Here is a 21,426-nt window from a genome sequence, read left to right as displayed (position 1 = left end):
AGCTCGGTCAGGTATTGAAACGGAAGTGGATGACGTCGCCGTCCTGGACGACATATTCCTTGCCTTCGTCGCGCGCCTTGCCGGCATCTTTGGCGCCGACTTCGCCGCTGTATTTGATGTAATCGTCATAGGCGATGGTGTTGGCGCGGATGAAACCGCGCTCGAAATCCGAATGGATGACGCCGGCGGCCTGCGGCGCCTTGGTGCCGCGCTCGATCGTCCAGGCGCGCGTTTCCTTCGGACCGACGGTGAAATAGGTGATGAGGTGGAGAAGCTTGTAACCAGCGCGGATCAGCCGGTCGAGGCCAGCCTCGTCGAGGTCGAGGGCGGAGAGGAATTCCTTGGCCTCATCCTCGGGAAGCTGGGCGACTTCGGCCTCGATCGCCGCCGAGATAACGACGGTTTCGGCACCCTGTTCCCGAGCCATGGCGGCGACGGCCTCGGTGAATTCATTGCCTGTGGAGGCCTCGGCCTCGGCGACGTTGCAGACGTAGAGCACCGGATGCGAAGTCAAAAGGTTGAGGCCCTTGAGGATTGCGATTTCCTCGGCATCGAGCGTCGACAGCAGCGTGCGCACCGGCTTGCCTTCGTTGAGCAGCTTCAGCGAGGCTTCCATGATCGGCAGCATTGCCACCGATTCCTTGTCCTTGCTGGTGGCGCGCTTTCGCGTCTGCTCGGTGCGGCGCTCCAGGCTTTCGAGGTCGGCGAGCATAAGCTCGGTTTCGATGGTCTCGGCATCGGCGACCGGGTTGATGCGGCCTTCGACATGGGTGATGTCGCTGTCTTCGAAGCAGCGCAGCACATGCACGATGGCGTCGACTTCGCGGATATTGGCGAGGAACTGGTTGCCGAGGCCTTCACCCTTCGAGGCGCCGCGCACCAGGCCGGCGATGTCGACGAAGGAGATGCGGGTCGGGATCAGTTCCTTCGACTTGGCGATGTCGGCAAGCTTGCGCATGCGCGGATCGGGCACGGCGACTTCGCCGGTGTTCGGCTCGATGGTGCAGAAGGGATAATTCGCCGCCTGTGCGGCCGCCGTTTTGGTGAGCGCGTTGAAGAGGGTCGATTTGCCGACGTTCGGCAGACCGACGATGCCGCATTTGAAGCCCATGGCTAAAACCTGCTGTTCTTGAATTCCTTGCTGGTGCCTATGGGATAAAGGAGCAATATGGTCAAGTCTTAGAGAGGTTTTAGCGTCGTTCACTTGCCGACCAATCCGTGCTGACCTATTGTTAAAAGCGACGGAGATTTCGACGCATTGCGGATTTCACCGGAATGTGCCCTCGCTCAGATGCAATTGACCGCATCGATGTCGCAGCCGGCGAGCGGTTCTGCTCGTTTGACGCTTGGAGCCGCCACGGCTGACTACTGAAAATTCGTCATCGACTGATTGGCTGTTTTGAAGATTGCTCACCCCATGTCATCAACGGGTGGATTTTCCGATGAGTGACAATGACGTTGCCCTGAAACCGAAGACCAAGGTGAAGCCGAAGCTGGACAAGCCGAAGCTCTATAAGGTCATCCTCGTCAATGACGATTATACCCCGCGCGAATTCGTCATCGTGATCCTCAAGTCCGTCTTCCGCATGAGCGAGGAAACCGGCTACCGGGTGATGATGACGGCGCATAAGCTCGGCTCCTGCGTGGTGGTGGTCTGCGCCAGGGATATCGCCGAGACCAAAGCCAAGGAGGGCGTCGACCTTGCCAAGGAGATGGGCTTTCCGCTGATGTTCACGACGGAGCCGGAGGAATAGCGCGTCTTCAAGGCCGGCGGATCTGATAGCCGGTCTTATCCCGCACGAAGCCGCAATTCTCGTAAAAGCGATGCGTCGCCGGGTTCGTCGAGCCGGTCAGCAGCATCACCTTGTAGCAGCCGGCTTTCCAGGCCTCGGTGACCGCATGGCCGATGACGGCGCCGGCATAACCGCGCTGACGGTGATCGGAATGGGTGACGACGTTTTCGATGAGCGCATACGAAGCGCCGTTCCGCGTCATGTTCGGCACGACGATCAGCGTGACGGTGGCGGCGGCGAGATCGTCGGCAAAGCCGATGAAAACAGTCATGCCGGGCTGGGCGAGGATGGCCGAGAAGCGCTCTTCGGCCACGGCCTTGTCGAGAGCCGGATCGTTAGGGTTCAAATGCCGATAGAGGATGGTCAGTCCCGGGAGATCGCCGGCGGCAGCGGGACGGATGGCGAAATCCAGGTTCGGCACCGGCCTCACTCCCCCTTGTTGCCGAACATCTTCTTCAGCATCTCGGCCATGGGGCCGGTCGCCAGCACCTTCGGCTGATTGTGATTGCGGGCCTGATGGATATGGGACTGGCCGGCCGGCTTCTTTTCGGCAGTCTTGCTGTCCTTTCGCGGCTTCTCCTCCTCGGCCTTGCCGCCGAGCGCCAGCGCGATCTTGTTCATCAGTTGCGAATCCTCGTTTCGCACCAGCATGTCGGTATTATCGGCAAGCGTGTCGAGAAGCGGCTCAAGCCAGGCCCTGTCGGCCTTGGCAAAATCGCCAAGTACATGGTTCTGCACCATTTCCTTGACGCCGGGATGGCCGATGCCGAGACGCAGCCGCCGGTATTCCTTGCCGCAATGGGCGTCCAGCGACCGGATGCCGTTGTGGCCGCCATGGCCGCCGCCGGTCTTCAGCCGCGCCTTGCCCGGGGGAAGGTCGAGCTCGTCGTAGATCGCGACAAGATCGGCGGGCTGGAGCTTGTAAAAGCGCATCGCCTCGCCGACAGCCTCGCCGGAGAGGTTCATGAAGGTCTGCGGCTTGATCAGCAGCACCTTCTCGCCGCCGAGGTCGCCCTCGGCGATCTCGGACCTGAATTTCTTCGACCAGGGGGAGAAGCTGTGGCGCCGATGAATGGCGTCGACGGCCATGAAGCCGATATTGTGGCGGTTGCCGGCGTATTTGCTGCCGGGATTGCCGAGACCCGCGATGATCAGCATGGCCTGTCGTCCTCGCTTAAGCTTTTTCCACGTTCACCACCCGGAAACGAGAGCAAAGTCAAGCGGAAAGGGCAAGCCCGCCGGCAGCGTCATTCCGAAAGGTTCATGCCGTATTTCAGGAAGATCTGCTTCTGGACGCCATCGGCGATCAGTTTATCGAGGGCCGTCTGCATCCTGGCAAGCAGATCGTCGGGAAAGCTCTTCTCGCAGGCGATGCTCATCGGCTGAGCGGAGAGCACGGTCACCATTTCCACCGGCTGGTCGGCCTTCAGCTTGTCGAAATAAAGTTCGGAAATCGGCATCATGTCGATGCGGCCGCCGAGCAGCTTGCGCAGCGTCGCGTTGAAGTCGCTGGCGATATCGAGCTTGGTGAAGCCCTTCTCCTTCAGGATCGTCTCGGTATAATCCTCGCGCTGCGTGCCGATCGTATATTTCTTCGCCTCGTCGAGGTTGCCGGCGGTGACGCCGGAGCCTTTGCGGGTGATCAGGATGTTGCGATCGATGAGCAGCGGCTCGACCCATTTGAACAACGGGTCGCGTGCGCCATTGTGGGCGGTCGCGAAGACGCAGGTCATCGGCACCGTGCGAGCAAGGCCGAAGGCGCGCGCCCAGGGCATGATCTCGATCGTGTAGTCGACGCCGATCGCCGCCATCACTTTTTCGACCTGCTCGACGGTTGCGCCCTTGATCTCTTTGCCGTCGCGATAGTTGAAGGGGGCATAATCCTCGGTGGTGAAGGTTACCGTTTGCGCATGGGCGGCGCAGGGCAGCGCCAGGCATGCGAGAAGCAGGAGCTTTTTCATCATTTCATCTCCTTTATGAGGCGCGCGCGACGGCCGATTGCGAGACCATCAGTTCCTCGATCAGCACGGCGGCGTGCTGCGGACGGTGGAAGAGGTAGCCCTGGCCGTAATCCAGCCCCATCTGGTGGAGCGTGCGGCATTCATCTTCGGTCTCGATGCCCTCGGCAATGACGGTGCAGTTCATCTTGTGAGAGAGCGTGGTAATGCCTTCGATCAGCATGCGGCTCTTCTGGCGCACGTCGTCGTCGCCGTCGTTGATCGCGCGGGTGAAGGACTGGTCGATCTTAATGATGTCGACAGGGAAGCGGTTGAGGTAGCTCAACGACGAATAGCCGGTGCCGAAATCGTCGAGCGCGATACGGCAACCGAAACGGCGAAGCTCGGTGACGATCATGCGGATCTGCGGGTTGTCGTGCATCAGCACGGCTTCGGTGATCTCGACGACGATGCGCTCCGGGCGGATGCCGTGGCGGCCGACGATGGCGGCAAGCCGGGCGGGCAGCGCAGGCTCGAACTGCAGCGGCGAGAAGTTGATGGCGAGATAGGTATCCTGCATGCCTGATATGCGGGAAATCTTCGCGAGGTTGGCGATCGCCTTTTCCATGATGACATTGCCGACGCGGACGATCTTTGCCGTCTCTTCGGCGACGCTGATGATCTCGGCCGGCGGCATCAAGCCCTTCTGCGGATGGTTGAGGCGCATCAGCGCTTCGAAACCGGCGATCCCGCGACCGTTCAGATTGACGATCGGCTGCAGGAAGGCCTCGAACCAGTTGTCGACGAGAGCGGCTTCGATATTGGCTTCGATCTCGGCGCGGCTGCGGGCGCGGTCGAGCATGGCGTTGTCGAAGAGCTGGGCGCCATTCTTGCCGTCGCGTTTCTTGGCGTACATCGCCAGGTCGGATTTCTGCAGCAGTTCGGCCGCGGTTGCGGCATGGTGCGGATAGATGGCGATGCCGACGGAGGCGCTCAGATGCATGTCGGGGGCGAACGGCGTTTCGAAGATCGAGGCGATCTGCTCGCACATTATCCTGGCGCGTTTTTCGGCATCCTTGGCCGGCAGCAGGATGGCAAATTCGTCACCGCCGAGACGGGCCGCATCGTCGGAGGGAGCGAGATAGGTCTTCAGGCGCTCGACGAGTTCGATCAGCGCCATGTCGCCGGCGGCATGACCCATGTTGTCATTGATCCACTTGAAGCGATCGAGATCGACGAAGAGGCAGGCGAGTTCCTGGCCGGCGGCGTCGGCAGCGGCGATCTTGCTGTCGAGCACGGCTTCGAAGCCCTGGCGGTTGAGCAGCCCGGTCAAATGATCGGTAATCGCCTGGCGGTGGTTGCGGTCCTCGGAGGCCTTGAGTTCGGTTACATCGGTCATGACCGAGAGCGAGAGGCGGTCGTGAACGCCGGCTTCCGCTTCCGATTCCATGATGAGAACGTCCATGATGCGGCCGTCGAGGCAGACGAATTTGACGGTAACGGTCATGCCGCTTTCGGCCTGGCGGCGCTTGACGAACTTGTCGCGGGTGGCCGAGGTGACGAGATCGGCGAAGTTGCGGCCGATGACGGCGGCGCGGTTATAACCGGTGGCAAGCAGCCAGTAATCGCTGACGGCAGTGATGCGGTCTTCCTCGTCGAGAGAGAAGAGCATGGCGGGCGTCAGATTATAGATGTCGGTGGCGCGGCGGTGCGCGAACTTCAGCTCCTTTTCCTCGCTTTCAAGCTTGGTCTGCATCTCGTTGAAGCTGCGGGCAAGCCGTCCCATCTCATCGTTCGACTGCCAGTCGACATGATGGCGGGAGCCGAGCTGACGGGTGGCCTCGATCGCGGCCGTCAGCCGCATCAGCGGCTGGATGACGAAGAAGCGGTTGCCGATCAGCGCCGTGCCGAAAACGGCCAGGACCGCGAAGAGGAAGATCGAGATGAAGACGACCTCTTCCTGCTTGAGACCGGAAAACAGACCGAGTGCGGGATAATAGACGCTGATGCTGCCAAGGTTCTTCGGGCCATCGACGGTGTTGTAGATGATGGCGCGCGACACCTGCACGAGCTTGCCGTCAAAGGAGCGCGGGATGGTGGACTGACTGATGTCGAGCTGGCCCGACTGGTCACGCACTTCCACCTTGACGATGGCGCCCTGGGAAACGACCGTCGCGCTGATCTGGGTGACGCTCTCCTCATCGAGATCCCAGAGCGGCTTTGCCAGCGCCTGGGCATTGGCGACAAGAAGAACGGAAATATGATCGCGTATTTCTTTGTCGGCCCGTTCCGAGGAGAGAAAAAGGAAGAGAACAAAGAGGGGGGCGACAAAAACGAGCAGCGCTCCGCAAACAATTCCAAAAAATCTGTTCTCAACGGAATTGTTCATGGTTCCGTCTTCTCCCCCAGGCCGACCCTATCTGCTGTCGCGCGCTAAGGCGGGCTTCTTCGCAGCTGACGAAGCATGCTTTCACGAATACGTTAAATGTTGCTGAAACAGGGGCTTGCCGGGCAATGAAAAGCCCGCCTCCACTTGGGGGAAGCGGGCCGTATGCTTTACAAATTGGTCGAAGCGATCAGGCTTCGGCTTCGCCTTCCGCAGCACTCTCGATGCCGGCAGCCGGAGCGATGATGGTCGCGATGGTGAAGTCGCGGTCGATGACCGTCGTGACGCCCTTCGGAAGTGTGACTTCCGAAATATGGATGCTGTCGCCGATCTTCTTGCCGCTGAGGTCAACGTTGAAGAATTCCGGGATCGCATCGGCCGGGCAGTGAACTTCGACTTCATGGCGGACGATGTTCAGAACGCCGCCCACCTTGAGGCCCTGGGACTTCTCTTCGTTGATGAAGTGAACCGGGATTTCGACGGTCACCTGGGTGTTGCCGGAGACGCGCAGGAAATCGACATGCATCGTGAAGTCGCGGACCGGATCGAGCTGGTAGTCCTTCGGCAGAACCTTGTACTTCTTGCCGTCGACTTCGATCGTCGCCACGGTGGTCATGAAACCACCTGCATGAATGCGCTTCGTCACCTCATTGGTGTTGAGAGCGATGGAAATGGGGGCCTGCTTGTCACCATAGATGACAGCGGGTATCAAACCGTTGCGGCGAAGTTCACGGGCGGACCCCTTACCAACCCGTTCGCGCGCCTCGGCCTTGAGCTCGTAAGTTTCCTGGCTCATGGCTATTCCTTTCGAGGTTATTTGGAGAGTTCGTCGGCGGTCAAAAGCCTGTTCCGTCGAACCGGAGGCGGGTATAACCCAACCTCATCCGCGTTGCCTCCAAGGGTGTCTACGCGGACCGGTGGCCTATACTATAAGTCGATCGGAAACGCAAGTTGCGGATTCAGGCTGTTTCGGCGAGCCGAATGCCTCGTCCGCGGACGCGATGTTTGCGCCTGCTGCGAAATCCGCATTCCCGTAAAGCGGCAAAATCAGCGGTGCCGATGTAGGTGAGGTTGACATCGGCGCGCTTCCCCTCTTTGGATGCCGCAATCAAAAAAGCGGCTGAGGAGAAATCGGACTATGCGTCTTAAACTTGTCACGGCAACGAGCTTGCTGGCACTTTGCCTTGCCACCACGGCCCAAAGCGTCGAGATCAACCAGGACGGCGCCAATGCGGTCAAGGACACTCTGACGAAGCTGCTGCCCGAGGACATGGCAAAGAGCGGCTTCATCAGCGTCAATCCGGCCGGTACGCGCTACGAGATCATCTACGATCTGGCGAAGCTGCTTGCCAAGGTCGATCCGGCGAAATTCGCGATCAACGGGCTGACACCGTTCTCGACGTTCGCCACGCCCCTCGACAGCGGGCTCTGGAATATCGAGGGTGACAACAAGCTCAACGTCTCGGGCCATTTCAAAGGCCCCGACGAGAAGCCGACGGATTTCGCTTATTCCATCGCTTCGCTTGGTTACACTGGTCTGTTCGACCCGGCGATCAGCTATCTTCGCTCGGGTACCTTCACCGCCAAGGACATCAAAGTCAGCAGCAAGTCCGACACCGAGGAAGTCCATGCCAGCATCGCCGGGATGGACCAGAAGCTGAGTTCGACCGACAGCGCCGGCGGCAACGGGCGTATCGATTTTGCGGGCAGCGGCTCGATGTCGACCTTCGTCGAGCAGGTTTCCGGCCTGCAAATGCCGCCCATTGAAATCCGCGCCGACTCGATCGATTTCGACGCCAAGGTGAACGGCCTGCCGGCCAAGCAGATCCGCGAGATCGTGCTTTTCGTCCTCGATCATCTCGACGAGAAGGAGTTGAGCCCCGAAAACAGCGACAAGATCAAGGGAATGCTCAAAGAGGCCTTCCCGCTTCTTGCCTCGTTCAGCGAGACGATCGGGCTCAATAATCTGACCGTCAGCAGCCAGATGGGCAATGGTGGCGTCAAGGCGTTTGGTTACAACCTGGCTGTGGACGGGCCGAGCGACGCCATGCGTTTCGGCTTCGGCATGAATGCGCAGGACATCAGCTTCGACAGCCCGCTGATGCCCGCAAACTATTCGCCGTTCCTGCCGACCAGCTTCGAGATGCAACTCGCCATGCCGAATCTGGATTTCGCCACCTTCGGCGAGGCTTTGATGACGATGGATTTCAACGCTACTAAGGAGCCGGAGCAGAGCGGCGACGAGATGGCGAAAAAGCTCTTCCGTGACGGTCGCCTCGCCGTCGAGTTTCCCAAGATCAGTGCCAAGTCTGAGGTCTACGACATCGACGTGACGGGCAAGATCGAAGGACGGGTCGACACCGAGAAGGACTATTCGATGGAGGCGACGATCCTTGCCCGCGATCTCGACAAGACGATCGCCGCGGTTCAGGAGCTTGCCAAGACCGATCCCGATCTCAACCAGGTCTCCTTCGGCATCATGATGGTGAAGGGCTTCGCCAAGACCGATGCGGACGGACGCTCGCGCTGGGACATCAGCATCAGCCGCGACGGCGCGGTTGCCGTTAACGGACAGGTGGTCAAGGGGCCGGACGCTCCGGATCAAGATCCGGGGCTTGAGACAGACCAGGAGCAGGAACCGGACCAGGGCCAGGATGCGGCACCTGCGCCGCCGCAGCAGCCTTGAGCGTTATCAATCAGATAAGAAACAAAAGAAGCCGGCCTTGTGCCGGCTTTTTGCGCCTTACATGACAAGCTTCGCGGAATGATTGGATCGGCGGTTTATTCTGGTTAATTCACACTGCTCGATGAGCATGCCCGGTGATAGCCAGGTCCATGCAGAAATTGAAAGAGCCGGTCGAATGCCGGCTCTTTCAATCGAAGAGGCTGGAGACGGACTCTTCCTGGGCTGTTCGGCTGATGGCTTCGCCGATCAGCGGCGCCGTCGTCACGATGCGGATATTGTGCGCCGAGAGCACGGCCGTCGTCGGCTGGATCGAATCCGTGATGACGAGTTCGCGCAGCTTCGAGGAGGTGACGCGGGTGACCGCGCCGCCGGAGAGGACGCCGTGGGTGATATAGGCGGTGACGCTGGCTGCGCCCTTGGCGAGCATCGCGTCGGCCGCGTTGCAGAGCGTGCCGCCGGAATCGACGATGTCGTCGATCAGCAGGCAGTCCTTGCCGGCGATATCGCCGATGATGTTCATCACTTCGGATTCACCCGGCCGATCGCGACGCTTGTCGACGATGGCCAGAAGACAGTCCAGCCGCTTGGCAAGGGCGCGGGCGCGAACCACGCCGCCGACATCAGGCGAAACGACCACGACGTTGCTGAGGTCGTAATGGCTCTTGATGTCGCGGGTCAGCACAGGCAGGGCGAAGAGATTGTCCGTGGGTATATCGAAGAAGCCCTGGATCTGCCCGGCATGGAGATCGAGCGTCATCACCCGGTCGGCGCCGGCTTCGGTGATGAGGTTCGCGACCAGCTTGGCGGAGATCGGTGTGCGGCCTGAGGCGCGCCGGTCCTGGCGCGCATAGCCGAAATAGGGAAGCACCGCGGTGATGCGGCGGGCTGAGGAACGACGCATCGCGTCGATCATGATCAGCAGTTCCATCAGGTGGTCGTTGGCAGGGAAGGCGGTGGGCTGCACGAGGAAAACATCCTCGCCGCGCACATTTTCCTGGATTTCCACGAAGATTTCCTGATCGGCAAACCTTCGAACACTGGCTCTCCCCAAGGGAACGTTGAGATAGGTGCAGATCGCTTCGGCGAGTTGCCGGTTCGAATTGCCTGCGAAAACCTTCATTTTGGTCCGCCCGTTATGCGCTGATAGCCGCGCTTTTTAGCCAGCTTCCCCGTGAATGCAAGGGCAAAGGCGCCACAGGCTTTCATATTTGCGAAAAGTTTGTGACTAACCGCCCCGCGTCTGCCGCCAGGAGGAGAATTCCGCGATGGTTTTCGAGCCGATCTGCTGCATCACCGAGGCGGGAACGCCAGCCCAGGGATCGGCCGCGGCCGTCGGCACGCTTTCCTGCCCCTGGATGCGGTGCAGGCGACCGCCGCTACTGTCGAGAATGTCCCAGACATAGACCACGGTGACCTTGCCGTCGTCGCTGAAGGCGGAGAGATAACCTTTGAGAATGTAATCGCTGCTCGCATCGGTCGAGCTCCGGATGGAAAGGCCGTGGGCACGTGCCTCGGCGCCGAGCTGGCGCGAGAGCGGGGTCACCGCCTGAACCGGCGCGCCGATGATCGGCAGGAAGCGCACGGTGTTGCCGCGGGCAGAGGAGGATGCGGGCAGGGCGGCGGTCTGTTGCGGCTGTTGCGTCTCGATCGGCTGAGCCGACTGCGCGGGAAGCCCACCGCCGGAAGCCGGCGGCGGCAGTGATTGCCCTTCGATCGGGGCGGAGGCGGCCGGCGAGGGACTGCTCCTCGACAGGGCGTCTGCCTGCTCCTGCATTGTCGTCGGCGGCGCGCCCGTGCCGGGCCGATAGGCCTGCTGCGACTGATCATAGGCTGGATGGTATCCGCGCGGCTGCTGGTCGCCGGCGAAACTGGGCTGGCGGGTGCCCGCGAGACGCTCGGCCTCGCTCTGCGTCACCGGGCTCGACGACGCGCGTGCGGAGGAATCGCCGATATCGACCTGCGGCGTCAGCGCATCGGTGGTATTGCAGGCGGTCAGTAGAGCCGTGACGACCAGGAGCGTGGGCACAATCGCAGCTCGCGTCATCCCTTGATCCGTCCTTCCCACATTCGCATCAGCCCCGTCCGAATTTATGGGGGCGGGGGCGGGCGTCTGTCAATTCCGGATTCTCATCGGTCAAAGACCGATGAAATCGAGAGGGTGGCGGGACAACGCGCGCGGCGCATCCGCCGTCGTCAGATAGGTCTGGCCGAGCGTCATCGCCGTGCCTGTGTCTGAATCGGCGATGATCATGTGCACGAAAAGCGACATGTTCGGCTCGATCGGCTGCGGATTGCCGGCATGGAACATCTGATGCTCCATCCAGGAGGGCGAGAAGCGGGCGCCGAGCGAATAACCACAGGCGTTCAGCCGGTGGCGGGCGAGGCCGCGCTCGTCCATGATCCTGGCATGCATGTCGAAGACGTCGCCGAAGCTGTGGCCCGGCTTCAGCACGGTCTCGATCGCCTCGATGGTTTCGCGGCAGGCATTATAGAGCTCGCGGTGGCGTTGCATCGGCTCGCCGATGACGATCGTGCGCATCATGGCGGCATGGTAATGCGCGTAAGTGCCGGCCCATTCGAGCGTCAGCTGGTCGCTGGCGTCGAGTTTGCGGCGGCCGGCCTTGTAGCGGCAAAGCAGAGCATCGGCGCCGGAGCCGATGATAAACTCGTTGGCGGGATAATCGCCGCCGCCGGAAAAGATCGCGCCCTGCATGGCGGCGAGGATATCGGCCTCGTCGGCGCCGGGCTTCGTGAGCCGGATCGCGGCGTCGAGCGCGTCGTCGGCGAGAACAGCGGCGCGCTCGACATAGGCGACCTCAGTCGGGCTTTTGACGAGGCGCAGCCGGCTGACGAGATAGGATGCGTCGACGATCTGGCCGAACGTGGTCAGCTGCGCGTCGAGCAGCCGGGAAATACGGCCGGTCATGCCGTGCGTGTCATATTCCACTCCGATGCGGGCGCCGAGCAGGTCCATCTCGACCAGCAGGTTCTTCAGGTCGAGCGTCGGATCGGCATTGACCCGGTCGACCCAGATGTGGATGTCCTCGAGGATCGAGGTGTGCCTGGCCTGGCGAAGATCGGCCGAGCGGGTGATCAGCGCCATGGTGCCGTCGCTCTTGACGATCAGCGTCTGGAAGAAGCAGTAGCCGAAGGTGTCGTAGCCGGTCAGCCAGTACATGCTTTCCTGGGCGAAGAGCAGCAGGGCGTCGAGCTTTTCTTCCTTCATCTTCTCGGTGAGGCGCGCAAGCCGGCTTGCGAATTCGGCCTTTTCGAAGTGCAGTGCCATTCTGCTCAAGTCTCCCTGATTGAGATCGCGGAAATCTGGCGGCCGTAATCCGGCTCCTTGCGATGTGTCGTCCTGCGGTAGGAAAAGAAGCGCTCGCTGTCCGGATAGGTGCAGAGGCCAAGGCTTTCCGCCCGCACGCCGGCTTTCGTCAGTCGGTCGACGGTCAATGCCGGCAGATCGAACATGGCGTGGCCGGGCTTTGCCGAAGGCGCGAAGAAACGTCGGTAATCCGGGTTCTCGGCGAGGAAGCGCTCGACGAATTCCGGGCCGACCTCATAGCTTGTCTGGCTGATCGACGGGCCGAGGCAGGCGATAATGCGTGCGCGGTCCGCCCCCAGCCTCTCCATGGCGGCGATGGTGTTTTCAAGCACGCCCGTCAGCGCGCCCTTCCAGCCGGCATGGGCGGCGCCGACGACGCGATTGTCCGGGTCGGCAAACAGGATGGGGCCGCAATCGGCGCCAAGCACGCCAAGCACGATGCCGGGGGTGCGCGTTACCATCGCATCCGCGTCGGGGCGGGCGCCGTCGTAATCGGCATCGATCGTCACGACATCGGGGGAATGCACCTGATGCACGGTCGCCAGCCGCTCGACCGGCAGGTCGAACCAGGCGGCGACGCGGCGGCGGTTTTCCAGGACCTTGTCGCGTTCGTCGTTGGAGCTGAGGCCGACATTGAGGCCATGATACAGCCCTTCGGAAACGCCGCCGGCGCGGGTGAAATAACCGTGGCGGATAGTGCCGCCCGCCGCTTCGTTCAGCAGCGCACTTTCGATCGGTGCGGGAGAGGCCGCGTCCTGCATCTGTGATTCCGGGGTTTTTTAAGAGGTTTGTTATTATCCCAAGCGCATCGCACTGGCGGCGCGCTTCAAGTTCTTGGTCGCGCGGATGTTGAACTAGCCGCGTGCGCCCTGTCAATCCACCGGGCGAAAGGGCATGAGGTCGACTGCCGGATGAGAGACGGCCATCGCCTTGAAGAGTTCACCCATCCGGCCCTCACCGGCGCCGGCGAGCCGTTCGACTGCCGCTTGGATAACCTGCTGCGTTTGCGGCTCGCGATCCTGGCCGAGGGCGGCGGCACGTTCGAGGATGCCGAGCCCGGTCAGAAAATCACCTTGATGCAGAGCGCCGTTCAGATGGACGCCGGCCGCAAGCGCGGTTTCGGCGAGCTGCTGGAAGTCGACATGGCTCGTCAGATCGGCTTCACCGGGATGGGCGAGCGGCGGGTCGAATTCATGCATGCGCACGGCCTGCAGCGTATCGCCGAAGCCGGTGACGAGATGACCGTAATCGATCGCGAGCGCCGTGCCGCCGAAGGCGCGCAGCCGCTCGCAGATCGCCATCATCACCGCCTGGCGGGCAGGCGAGATTTCGAAGAGCGTGCCGAGCGGCAGGTTCTGCACTGGTTCGGGCAGAAGCGCCGGATCGAGGCCGGCGACGCCGGCGGCGAAGGTCAGCTCGCCCTCGGCATCAATGCCGATCATGCGCTCGCGGAAACCCGTCGGCATGCGGACGAACTGGCGGATCGGAATGGCGTCGAACAATTCGTTGGCGGCGATCAGCGTGAAGCCTGGCGGGACTTCATCGAAGCCGCCGTGCCAGGTGATCTTCTCGCCGTAGGCTTCGAGCGTCTGGCTCTGGACGTCGCGCAGGCGCTCGCTGGTTTCGACGAGATGCACGGTCATCGCCTCCATGAGGGGCGGGGCGATGCGGGAAATGACGCGCAGCATGTCCGCCATCATCGTGCCGCGGCCGGGGCCAATCTCGACGAGGCGCACGCCCGCCGGCGTGCCGTGACGCTGCCAGGCATGGACGATGAAGACGCCGATCATCTCGCCGAAGATCTGGCTGACTTCGGGCGCGGTCACGAAATCACCGGACCGGCCGAAGGGCTCGCGGGTGCGGTAGTAGCCGTGTTCGGGATCAGCCAGGCAGAGCGAGAAATAATCGGTGACGCTGATCGGGCCGTTGGCCTGGATGATCGCCTTGATCTTTTCGCCTAGAGCGGTGGTCATGTCGCGCGTCCTGCCGTTTTCAGAGCTGCAGCGCAGCCTGGCGGCGGGCCCTGAGCATCGCCCAGAGGCCGAGCAGGATCATCGGGGAGGAGAGCACCATGCCCATGGTCAGCCAGTTCGTGCCGAGGAGGTAACCGAGCTGGGCGTCAGGCTCGCGGAAGAATTCGACGAAGATGCGCGACAGCGCATAACCGCAGACGAAGACGCCGGTGATGAAGCCGGGGCTCTTCAGCGCCCGCATGCCGTAAACCAGGGCGGCCAGCACCAGGAGGAGAACGATGCCTTCGAGGCCGGCTTCGTAAAGCTGGCTCGGGTGGCGGGCGAAGGGACCGCCGGTCGGGAAAACCACGGCCCAGGGTACGTCGGTCAGCCGGCCCCAGAGTTCGCCATTGATGAAATTGGCGATGCGGCCGAAGAACAGCCCGAAGGGAACGACGGTGGCGACGATATCGAACAGGCTCCAGATCGGGATGCCGTTGCGGCGGGCAAAGACGATCATGGCGATCGTCGTACCCGTCAGGCCGCCATGGAAGGACATGCCGCCGTTCCAGATCTCGAGCGCACGGATGGGACTGCGCATGACGGCGGGAAGATCATAGAAGAAAATATAGCCGAGACGGCCGCCGAGGACGACGCCGAGGGCGGCCCAGACGATGAAATCGTCGAGCTGCGTCTTAGACATCGGCGAGACGTTGCCTGGCCAGAGACTGTCATTGGCGGCGAGACGGCGCGCATAGGCCCAGCCGAGCAGGATGCCGGCGACATAAGCGAGACCGTACCAATGAATCGCCAGCGGGCCGATCGAAAAGGCGATCGGATCGATGTCCGGGAAAGGCATGATGGCAAGGAGATTGGCTGCTGTCGGCAAGGTTTTCCCACCTGTTTGGTTGCGCGGAACATGCCGCTGCGATCCCGGACGGTCAAGTCCATTATTCGTGATGGCGCTTTCGCGGCCCGTTCCGGCAAGCCGATCCAATGCAAAGCGCTTGCATCGCGGGTGGCGAAGCCCTACCTCAATCCTTGAGGCCCCAAAGGGCTGAAGTTCACCTCATGCGAAGGGAGAAAAACGCCATGACGACCGGAACGAACCGCATCATGGACGAATTCGCCAAGCTGATGACCGATGCGGCAGGTGCTGCCCAGGGCGTCCGCAAGGAGATCGAGACCGCCTTCAACGCCCAGGCCGAGCGTTGGCTGAACAGCATGGATATCGTCAAGCGCGAGGAGTTCGAGGCCGTGCGCGAGATGGCGATCAAGGCGCGCGACGAAAACGAGGCGCTTGCCGCCCGCATCGCGGCGCTTGAGGCGAGGCTTGCCGGCGAGGGGCACTGAAGCGCGTCGCGATCTTTCAGATTCCCTCCCTGGCCGTTTGTCTCCACAACCGCAAACCGCTGAGCACTTTGCGCGGCATGCTTTAACGTCCCGATATGACGCAGATGCGGCGTTGCCTTCATGCCACACGCCGCATCCGTCACAAAAAATTCAGGTGAGTTTTCCACCTGTGGACACTGCCAAAAAAGCCAATTCGCAGAGTCGCTTATTCTCCCTTCTGAATTGAATTTCGAAGAGCCTTTCCACAGTGGCGCGGCCTAATTTCCCCTCAGGGGGCTGGCAGGTGGCAAGGGGCATTATACACTGATTTTAAATGATGATTCGAAGCGACTTGGTAAGCTCCGGGCAGGTTATCTGCGTTAAGTCTGGCAGCGGTTCAACGATCATCCGAGTGGTGGTTCCGGTATTTGCGTGTGTCTTTTCTTGTGTTCGTACACCAAGTTAGGTCGCATTCGTTCCGGTCAAGAAGGTGCTGCATGAACCTGATGGAATTGGAAGTCGAGCGTCAGTCGAACCCGGTCGATATGATCGAGTACGTTGCCTCCAACAACGACTGGTCGTTCGAACGCTCCGGCGAGGACGAGATCGCGATGACGGTCGAGGGCCGCTGGACGGACTATCACGTCTCCTTCTCCTGGATGGAGGAATTCGAGGCGCTGCACCTTGGCTGCGCCTTCGATATCAAAGTTCCCGACATCAGGGTCAACGAGGTGGTTAAGCTGCTCTCGGCGATCAACGGGCAGGTGCTGATGGGGCATTTCGACCTCTGGCGCCAGGAAGATGTCGTCATCTTCCGCCAGTCGCTGCTGCTGGCTGGCGGCGCGGACCCCACCAACCGCCAGGTGGAGGTGCTGCTTTCGAGCGCGCTCGATACCTGCGAAGCCTATTTCCAGGCATTCCAGTTCGTCGTCTGGTCCGGCATGGAAGCGACGAAGGCGATGGAAGCCGTGTTGTTCGAAACAGTCGGCGAGGCATAAGATGCCTGCAAACACGTTCTCCTCGACAAATCCGGTCGTCCTGATCGGCGCCGGAAATATGGGCGGGGCGATGCTCTCCGGCTGGCTGAAAAGCGGTGTTCCGGGCTCGGCCGTCATTGTCGTCGATCCCGGCCCGTCGCCGGCGATGCTGGCGACGATCAGTGAGGCCGGCGCGACACATATGGTTGCCGCTCCTGCGGATCTGAAGGCCAGCGTGCTGTTTCTCGCGGTCAAGCCGCAGGTGATGGAGGCGGTGCTGCCGGCGGTGAATAGTGCCGTCGGGCCGGAAACCGTCATCGTCTCGGTGGCCGCCGGCAAGACGCTCGGTTTCCTCGAGAAGCATCTGGGCAAAGCCGCCATGGTGCGGGCCATGCCGAATACGCCGGCAATGGTCGGGCGCGGCGTCACCGGCGCCTTTGCCAATTCAGCGGTCAGCAAACAGCAGCGCGAACGTGTCCATTCCCTTCTCAGCGTCTCGGGTCCGGTGGAATGGGTGCCTGCGGAGGCCGATATCGATGCGGTGACGGCGCTTTCGGGCAGCGGTCCTGCCTATGTGTTCTATCTCGTCGAATGTATGGCGGAGGCAGGCCGTAAACTCGGCCTGCAGGCGGACCTCGCCATGCGTCTTGCGCGGGAAACAGTCGCGGGGGCTGGTGAACTTTTGCACCAGTCCCCCGACGACGCTTCGCGGTTGCGGCAGAACGTGACCTCTCCCGGCGGAACGACGGCGGCGGCACTCGCCGTGCTGATGGCCGAAGATGGCATGCAGCCTCTGTTCGACGCGGCACTGGCGGCGGCGCGCAAGCGGGCCGAAGAGCTGGCCGGCTGACGGAGACGATATGGCCGAGGAGATTAGCTTCGCTGATTTCGAGCGTGTCGACATTCGCGTCGGCACGATCATCGAAGCCAGTCTCTTTCCGGAAGCGCGCAAGCCGGCGATCAAGCTGGTCATCGATTTCGGTCCCGAGATCGGCATCAGAAAATCCTCGGCGCAGATCACCGTGCATTACACGCCCGAAAGCCTGGTTGGCCGGCAGGTGCTTGGTGTCGTCAATTTCCCGCCGCGCCAGATCGGGCCGTTCCGCTCGGAAGTGCTGACGCTGGGATTCGAGGACGAGAACGGCGCGATCGTGCTTGCGGCCGTCGGACAGCGGGTGCCGAACGGCCGCAAGATGATGTGAACGCGGCTTGCTTTATTCTATCGCGTTTCGCCTGATGCGCCCGCGCCGGCTGCTCCAGGGGCTCTGATTTCCTGCAAAAATGGATTGCTGCGCCGCTCATCGCCGATGCGGCTGCCGGGGCCGTGGCCGCAAATGAAGCCGACCTCGTCTCCGAGCGGCAGCACCTTGTCGCGGATCGAATCGAGAAGCTGCTGATGATTGCCGCCCGGCAGGTCGGTGCGGCCGATCGAGCCGTTGAACAGCACGTCGCCGAGATGGGCAAAATTCTGCGCACGGTTGAAATAGATGACGTGGCCGGGGGCATGGCCGGGCGCATGATAGACCTCGAATTCGTGGGCGCCGAAAGAGATCTTGTCGCCATCCTTCAGCCAGCGGTCGGGCACGACGTTGCGCAATCCCGATATGCCGTATTTTTCGGCCTGAGTCTCGATCCGCTGCAGCAGCGGCAGGTCGTCCTGATGCGGGCCGACCACGTCGATGCCGATGGCTTCCTTCAGTTCGCTGGCGCCGCCGGCATGGTCGAGATGGCCGTGCGTCAGCCAGATTTCCTTGATGAGCAAGCCGTTTTGCGCGATCGCCTGCAGGATGAGCGGCACATCGCCGCCGGGATCGACGACGACGCCTTCCTTGGTCTCGGGATCGAAAAAGATCGTGCAGTTCTGCTGGAACGGTGTCACCGGAATGATGCCGGCCTGGAGCATGCCCATAAGTGCCTCGCTTGGTGTCTCGGATGCTCAGGGTATAGTCCGAAACCGCGTCAAGGACAGCCGGAATCTTCTGTGACTGCTGCCGGCCTCACGGCAAAAAGAGGGGCTGCAACAAGAATTCATGCCTGGCGATATTGTCGTCAGCGGCCAAAAAATTCTTATTTTATTTAATTTTTCCAATGGCTTGTGAATAGTATCCCGCAAGCGGTCTTTCGCGCTGCGGAACGTATGGGAACATCGTGGAACGCCGTGCGTTGTCCGGCCATCGAAACCAAGGAGACGCTCAGATGACCTTGAAGAGAAACATTCTAGTGGCCGGAGCCGTGCTCCTGGCGAGCGGCGGTCTGGCGCAGGCGGAGATGATGGCGACGACCGTCAACGATCTCAACGTCCGTGCCGGCCCGGGCCCGCAATATCCGGCGGTCGGTCTTGCCACCCGCGGCTCGACCGCGGTGCTCGACGGCTGCATCGAAGGCAGCCGCTGGTGCCGCGTCGATGTCAACGGCATGCGTGGTTGGGTCTATGCCGATTATCTGCAGGTCGACCGCGGCGGCACACCGGTCATCGTCGAACAGAACCGCGCCGAGATCGGCGTTCCCGTCGTGACCTACGAATCGACGGCCAGCGTCGTCCCGGTTGACCCGCAGCCGGCGCCGGGCGACGAGTTGATCGGCCCGGTCGGGGCGGTCGAGACCATCACCCCGCCGGAGACGGTCCGCACCTATATCGACACCAATCCCGGCCAGACGGTGCAGCTCGGCGGCGATGTCGTCGTGGGCGCGGAGGTGCCGGCCGATGTTACCTTCCAGTCGATCCCGGATTACGAATACCGCTATACAAGGATCAACGACCGGCCGGTGCTGGTTGATCCCGGTACCCGCCGGATCGTCTACGTTTATCAGTGATGTAAGCGGCAAAGTTACAGTGAGGCGGTCGGCTGACCGCCTCACTTCCAACCCGTCCTCTTCCTCCCATGCCTCCCGCATGGGTTGATTTTTTCTTAACGCTTTCCTTCCGAATATGATAAAATACTAATATGACGACGGTTCGGCATATAGCGGCGATCGGGGAGATCGCCAGAGGAGGAAAGTCATGGAAGCGCTACTTCCGCTCGTCATACAATTGATTGCCGGTGCCATCGGCGGCAATGCCGCGAGCGCCGCCTTGAAGCAGCATGCAATCAATGTCGTCGCCCGCACGATCGCCGGCGCGATCGGCGGTGTCGCCGGCGGCATGCTGCTCGGCATGGTCGGTGGGGAGGCGGCAATGACCGGCCTGATCGCCGACGGCATCGGCGGCCTGATCGGCGGCGGCATTCTTTCGACGCTTGCCGGGTTGGTCATGGCACGGGCGCATCGGTAAATGACCGCGGGCGTTCAGCCTGGCGCCGCGCGTCCTTTCAGCCGTGCGGCGCCGCAACGCTTTGAATCACTGGGTCGACCGCGCGAAACATTTTATCCGGCAGCGACTGCGGCTGGATACACTTCCTTCGTGTCGCCGTTCATCAGCGTTTCGGAAACCGGCGTCACCTCAGCAACCGAGCCGGTGAGGAAGCACTCGCTGAAACCAGGGAGTGCTTCCGGCAGGATTGCGTGCTGTAAGACCTCGATGCCGCGACGCTTGGCGAAACCGTTTGGTGATATCAGGTGAGCTTGAACAGCCCGCCGCCATAGGCGGGCTCGCCCTTAAAGCCGGCGCTTCAAACTCCATGCCTGTTGATTGTTGTCCCCATTACGTTTTATCCACAGATGCAAGGGGTAATGGCGTATTGCTTCGGAGTGCCGGACAGGCCTTGGTCAGGGAAATACTGAGGAAATAACGGGGCTCCCGCAGAGGCTGGAACACTCACAGTGACGCAAATTTATGTCAATAAAGCTGGCATATCTTGGTGAAAATTTCCCGCGGGAGCGGGAAGAGAAAGGAAATGCCGCGTGTCACGACAGACCGGCCCGAAAACAGCCAAGCCAGAGCCGCTGGCCACGCCGATGGAAGATACCGACATCATCGATTTCGAGATCATCGAGCTGTTCTTCTTCGCCTATCGCGACTTCGTTTCCGATCCTGACGCCATCCTCGAAACGAGCGGCTTCGGGCGGGCGCATCACCGCGTCGTGCATTTCGTCAACCGCAACCCCGGCATGACGGTGGCCGATCTTCTCGATACGCTGAAGATCACCAAGCAGAGCCTTGCAAGAGTGCTGAAACAGTTGATCGATTCAGGCTATATTCGCCAGGTTGCAGGGCCAGAGGACCGGCGGCAGCGCAAGCTTTATCCTACGAAATCGGGACGAGAGCTGGCGCTTGCCCTTGCCGAGCCGCAATCGCGCCGCATTGAGCGGGCATTCGAAGGGGCTTCTGCGGAGGTGCGGGAGGGCGTAAAAGCTTTCCTTAGAGGCATGCGGGACAGACAGAAGGCGGTTTGAATGGCGGTCAAGACAGGTATTTCCGACGATGCGGCGCATCTGCTGGTGGTCGACGACGACTCGCGCATCCGCGCGCTGCTCAATCGCTATCTCGCCGAGAACGGATTCCGCGTCACCGTCGCCGCCGACGGCGCTGAGGCGCAACGCAAGCTCGCGGGCCTCGATTTCGACCTGATCATCATGGATGTGATGATGCCCGGCGAATCCGGCATCGAGGTCACCCGCGGCCTTCGCGCCATCAAGAACGTGCCGATCATCATGCTGACGGCGCTGGCGGAATCGGGCAACCGCATCGAAGGCCTCGAGGCCGGCGCCGACGACTATCTTTCCAAGCCCTTCGACCCACGCGAACTGGTGCTGCGCATCAACAACATCCTGCGTCGCAATGCCGGTGGCGAGGGACCGAAGATCGAACAGGTGATGTTCGGCCCCTACACCTTCTCGCTGACCCGCAAGGAACTGAAGAAGGCCAGCGAAGTGATCCGGCTCACGGACCGCGAGCAGGAGATCATGCTGCTTTTTGCACGGCGCGCCGGCGACACGATTCCCCGTCACGAACTGATCGGCAACGACACCGAAGTGGGCGAGCGGACGATCGACGTGCAGATCAACCGGCTGCGGCGCAAGATCGAGGACGATCCGGCCAATCCTGTCTGGCTGCAAACCGTGCGCGGCATCGGATACAGGCTGAGTATCGACTAAAGCA

The 21,426-nt window shown here is 61.5% G+C and carries 23 protein-coding genes; 10 read left to right on the top strand and 13 right to left on the bottom strand.

The genetic code is table 11. From position 1 onward, the window contains the following. Positions 1 to 7: 7 nt before the first annotated feature. On the bottom strand, positions 8 to 1,111 hold the full coding sequence (gene ychF, locus AMK05_RS15950) for a redox-regulated ATPase YchF (RefSeq protein WP_064839987.1): 1,104 nt from the start codon (positions 1,109 to 1,111) through the stop codon (positions 8 to 10). A 331-nt stretch (positions 1,112 to 1,442) separates the two neighbouring features. On the opposite strand from ychF, the gene clpS reads away from it, so the two are divergent. Further along, positions 1,443 to 1,754, top strand: a complete 312-nt coding sequence (gene clpS / locus AMK05_RS15945) for an ATP-dependent Clp protease adapter ClpS (protein ID WP_064841403.1) — start codon at positions 1,443 to 1,445, stop codon at positions 1,752 to 1,754. 7 nt (positions 1,755 to 1,761) lie between these two features. Here clpS and AMK05_RS15940 read toward each other — a convergent pair whose 3' ends face one another. The 5 genes from AMK05_RS15940 to AMK05_RS15920 all read right to left on the bottom strand — a co-directional run bounded on the left by AMK05_RS15940 (position 1,762) and on the right by AMK05_RS15920 (position 6,912). Continuing rightward, positions 1,762 to 2,223, bottom strand: a complete 462-nt coding sequence (locus tag AMK05_RS15940; RefSeq protein WP_064839985.1) for a GNAT family N-acetyltransferase — start codon at positions 2,221 to 2,223, stop codon at positions 1,762 to 1,764. Beyond that, on the bottom strand, positions 2,220 to 2,951 hold the full coding sequence (gene pth, locus AMK05_RS15935) for an aminoacyl-tRNA hydrolase (protein ID WP_064839984.1): 732 nt from the start codon (positions 2,949 to 2,951) through the stop codon (positions 2,220 to 2,222). Before pth ends, AMK05_RS15940 begins: the two co-directional genes overlap by 4 nt. Positions 2,952 to 3,040: 89 nt before the next feature. Further along, positions 3,041 to 3,754, bottom strand: a complete 714-nt coding sequence (locus tag AMK05_RS15930) for a substrate-binding periplasmic protein (RefSeq protein WP_064841402.1) — start codon at positions 3,752 to 3,754, stop codon at positions 3,041 to 3,043. A gap of 13 nt (positions 3,755 to 3,767) precedes the next feature. Continuing rightward, positions 3,768 to 6,119, bottom strand: coding sequence for an EAL domain-containing protein (locus AMK05_RS15925; RefSeq protein ID WP_064839982.1), 2,352 nt, complete (start codon positions 6,117 to 6,119; stop codon positions 3,768 to 3,770). Between the two features lie 187 nt (positions 6,120 to 6,306). Further along, positions 6,307 to 6,912, bottom strand: a complete 606-nt coding sequence (locus AMK05_RS15920) for a 50S ribosomal protein L25/general stress protein Ctc (protein WP_064839979.1) — start codon at positions 6,910 to 6,912, stop codon at positions 6,307 to 6,309. Positions 6,913 to 7,254: 342 nt separating this feature from the next. Here AMK05_RS15920 and AMK05_RS15915 point away from each other — a divergent pair, with 342 nt between their 5' ends. Then, positions 7,255 to 8,802 (top strand): hypothetical protein, encoded by a 1,548-nt coding sequence (locus AMK05_RS15915; RefSeq protein WP_064839977.1) that lies wholly within the window; start codon positions 7,255 to 7,257, stop codon positions 8,800 to 8,802. Between the two features lie 187 nt (positions 8,803 to 8,989). Here AMK05_RS15915 and AMK05_RS15910 read toward each other — a convergent pair whose 3' ends face one another. From AMK05_RS15910 to lgt, 6 genes are all read right to left on the bottom strand, one after another. Then, positions 8,990 to 9,922 carry a ribose-phosphate pyrophosphokinase gene (locus tag AMK05_RS15910; protein ID WP_049736196.1) on the bottom strand — a complete coding sequence of 311 codons (933 nt, stop codon included), beginning with the start codon at positions 9,920 to 9,922 and terminating at the stop codon, positions 8,990 to 8,992. A 105-nt stretch (positions 9,923 to 10,027) separates the two neighbouring features. Beyond that, positions 10,028 to 10,846 carry a hypothetical protein gene (locus AMK05_RS15905; RefSeq protein ID WP_064839975.1) on the bottom strand — a complete coding sequence of 273 codons (819 nt, stop codon included), beginning with the start codon at positions 10,844 to 10,846 and terminating at the stop codon, positions 10,028 to 10,030. 90 nt (positions 10,847 to 10,936) lie between these two features. After that, a complete protein-coding gene (locus AMK05_RS15900; RefSeq protein WP_064839973.1) occupies positions 10,937 to 12,088 on the bottom strand; it encodes a M24 family metallopeptidase in 1,152 nt (383 codons plus the stop codon). A gap of 5 nt (positions 12,089 to 12,093) precedes the next feature. Next, entirely contained in the window at positions 12,094 to 12,888 is a 795-nt protein-coding gene (pgeF, locus tag AMK05_RS15895) for a peptidoglycan editing factor PgeF (RefSeq protein WP_064839970.1), read from the bottom strand. 111 nt (positions 12,889 to 12,999) lie between these two features. Next, the gene (locus tag AMK05_RS15890) at positions 13,000 to 14,100 is read right to left on the bottom strand and encodes a class I SAM-dependent methyltransferase (RefSeq protein WP_064839968.1); all 1,101 of its coding nucleotides are present in this window, start codon (positions 14,098 to 14,100) and stop codon (positions 13,000 to 13,002) included. Between the two features lie 19 nt (positions 14,101 to 14,119). After that, positions 14,120 to 14,968: a prolipoprotein diacylglyceryl transferase gene (lgt, locus tag AMK05_RS15885; RefSeq protein WP_064839965.1), complete on the bottom strand. Its 849-nt coding sequence runs from the start codon at positions 14,966 to 14,968 to the stop codon at positions 14,120 to 14,122. A gap of 203 nt (positions 14,969 to 15,171) precedes the next feature. On the opposite strand from lgt, the gene AMK05_RS15880 reads away from it, so the two are divergent. From AMK05_RS15880 to AMK05_RS15865, 4 genes are all read left to right on the top strand, one after another. Next, positions 15,172 to 15,432 (top strand): accessory factor UbiK family protein, encoded by a 261-nt coding sequence (locus AMK05_RS15880; RefSeq protein ID WP_003581142.1) that lies wholly within the window; start codon positions 15,172 to 15,174, stop codon positions 15,430 to 15,432. Positions 15,433 to 15,908: 476 nt separating this feature from the next. Beyond that, a complete protein-coding gene (locus AMK05_RS15875; protein ID WP_064839963.1) occupies positions 15,909 to 16,409 on the top strand; it encodes a YbjN domain-containing protein in 501 nt (166 codons plus the stop codon). Between the two features lies 1 nt (position 16,410). Beyond that, positions 16,411 to 17,238, top strand: coding sequence for a pyrroline-5-carboxylate reductase (gene proC, locus AMK05_RS15870; RefSeq protein WP_064839961.1), 828 nt, complete (start codon positions 16,411 to 16,413; stop codon positions 17,236 to 17,238). Positions 17,239 to 17,248: 10 nt separating this feature from the next. Then, on the top strand, positions 17,249 to 17,590 hold the full coding sequence (locus tag AMK05_RS15865) for a tRNA-binding protein (RefSeq protein WP_064839959.1): 342 nt from the start codon (positions 17,249 to 17,251) through the stop codon (positions 17,588 to 17,590). A 17-nt stretch (positions 17,591 to 17,607) separates the two neighbouring features. Here AMK05_RS15865 and AMK05_RS15860 read toward each other — a convergent pair whose 3' ends face one another. Next, the gene (locus tag AMK05_RS15860) at positions 17,608 to 18,297 is read right to left on the bottom strand and encodes an MBL fold metallo-hydrolase (RefSeq protein WP_064839957.1); all 690 of its coding nucleotides are present in this window, start codon (positions 18,295 to 18,297) and stop codon (positions 17,608 to 17,610) included. 287 nt (positions 18,298 to 18,584) lie between these two features. Between AMK05_RS15860 and AMK05_RS15855 the strand changes: the two genes are divergently transcribed. The 4 genes from AMK05_RS15855 (at position 18,585) to AMK05_RS15840 (ending at position 21,422) form a co-directional block, all read left to right on the top strand. Beyond that, a complete protein-coding gene (locus tag AMK05_RS15855; protein WP_064839955.1) occupies positions 18,585 to 19,202 on the top strand; it encodes a DUF1236 domain-containing protein in 618 nt (205 codons plus the stop codon). 187 nt (positions 19,203 to 19,389) lie between these two features. Continuing rightward, entirely contained in the window at positions 19,390 to 19,659 is a 270-nt protein-coding gene (locus tag AMK05_RS15850; RefSeq protein WP_003593093.1) for a hypothetical protein, read from the top strand. 569 nt (positions 19,660 to 20,228) lie between these two features. Continuing rightward, entirely contained in the window at positions 20,229 to 20,720 is a 492-nt protein-coding gene (locus tag AMK05_RS15845) for a MarR family winged helix-turn-helix transcriptional regulator (protein ID WP_064839953.1), read from the top strand. Beyond that, positions 20,721 to 21,422 carry a response regulator gene (locus AMK05_RS15840; RefSeq protein ID WP_010068070.1) on the top strand — a complete coding sequence of 234 codons (702 nt, stop codon included), beginning with the start codon at positions 20,721 to 20,723 and terminating at the stop codon, positions 21,420 to 21,422. The last annotated feature ends 4 nt before the right edge of the window (positions 21,423 to 21,426 follow it).

The organism is Rhizobium sp. N324 (assembly GCF_001664485.1).
Lineage (GTDB): Bacteria > Pseudomonadota > Alphaproteobacteria > Rhizobiales > Rhizobiaceae > Rhizobium.
This window is presented reverse-complemented; position numbering and strand designations above follow the sequence as displayed.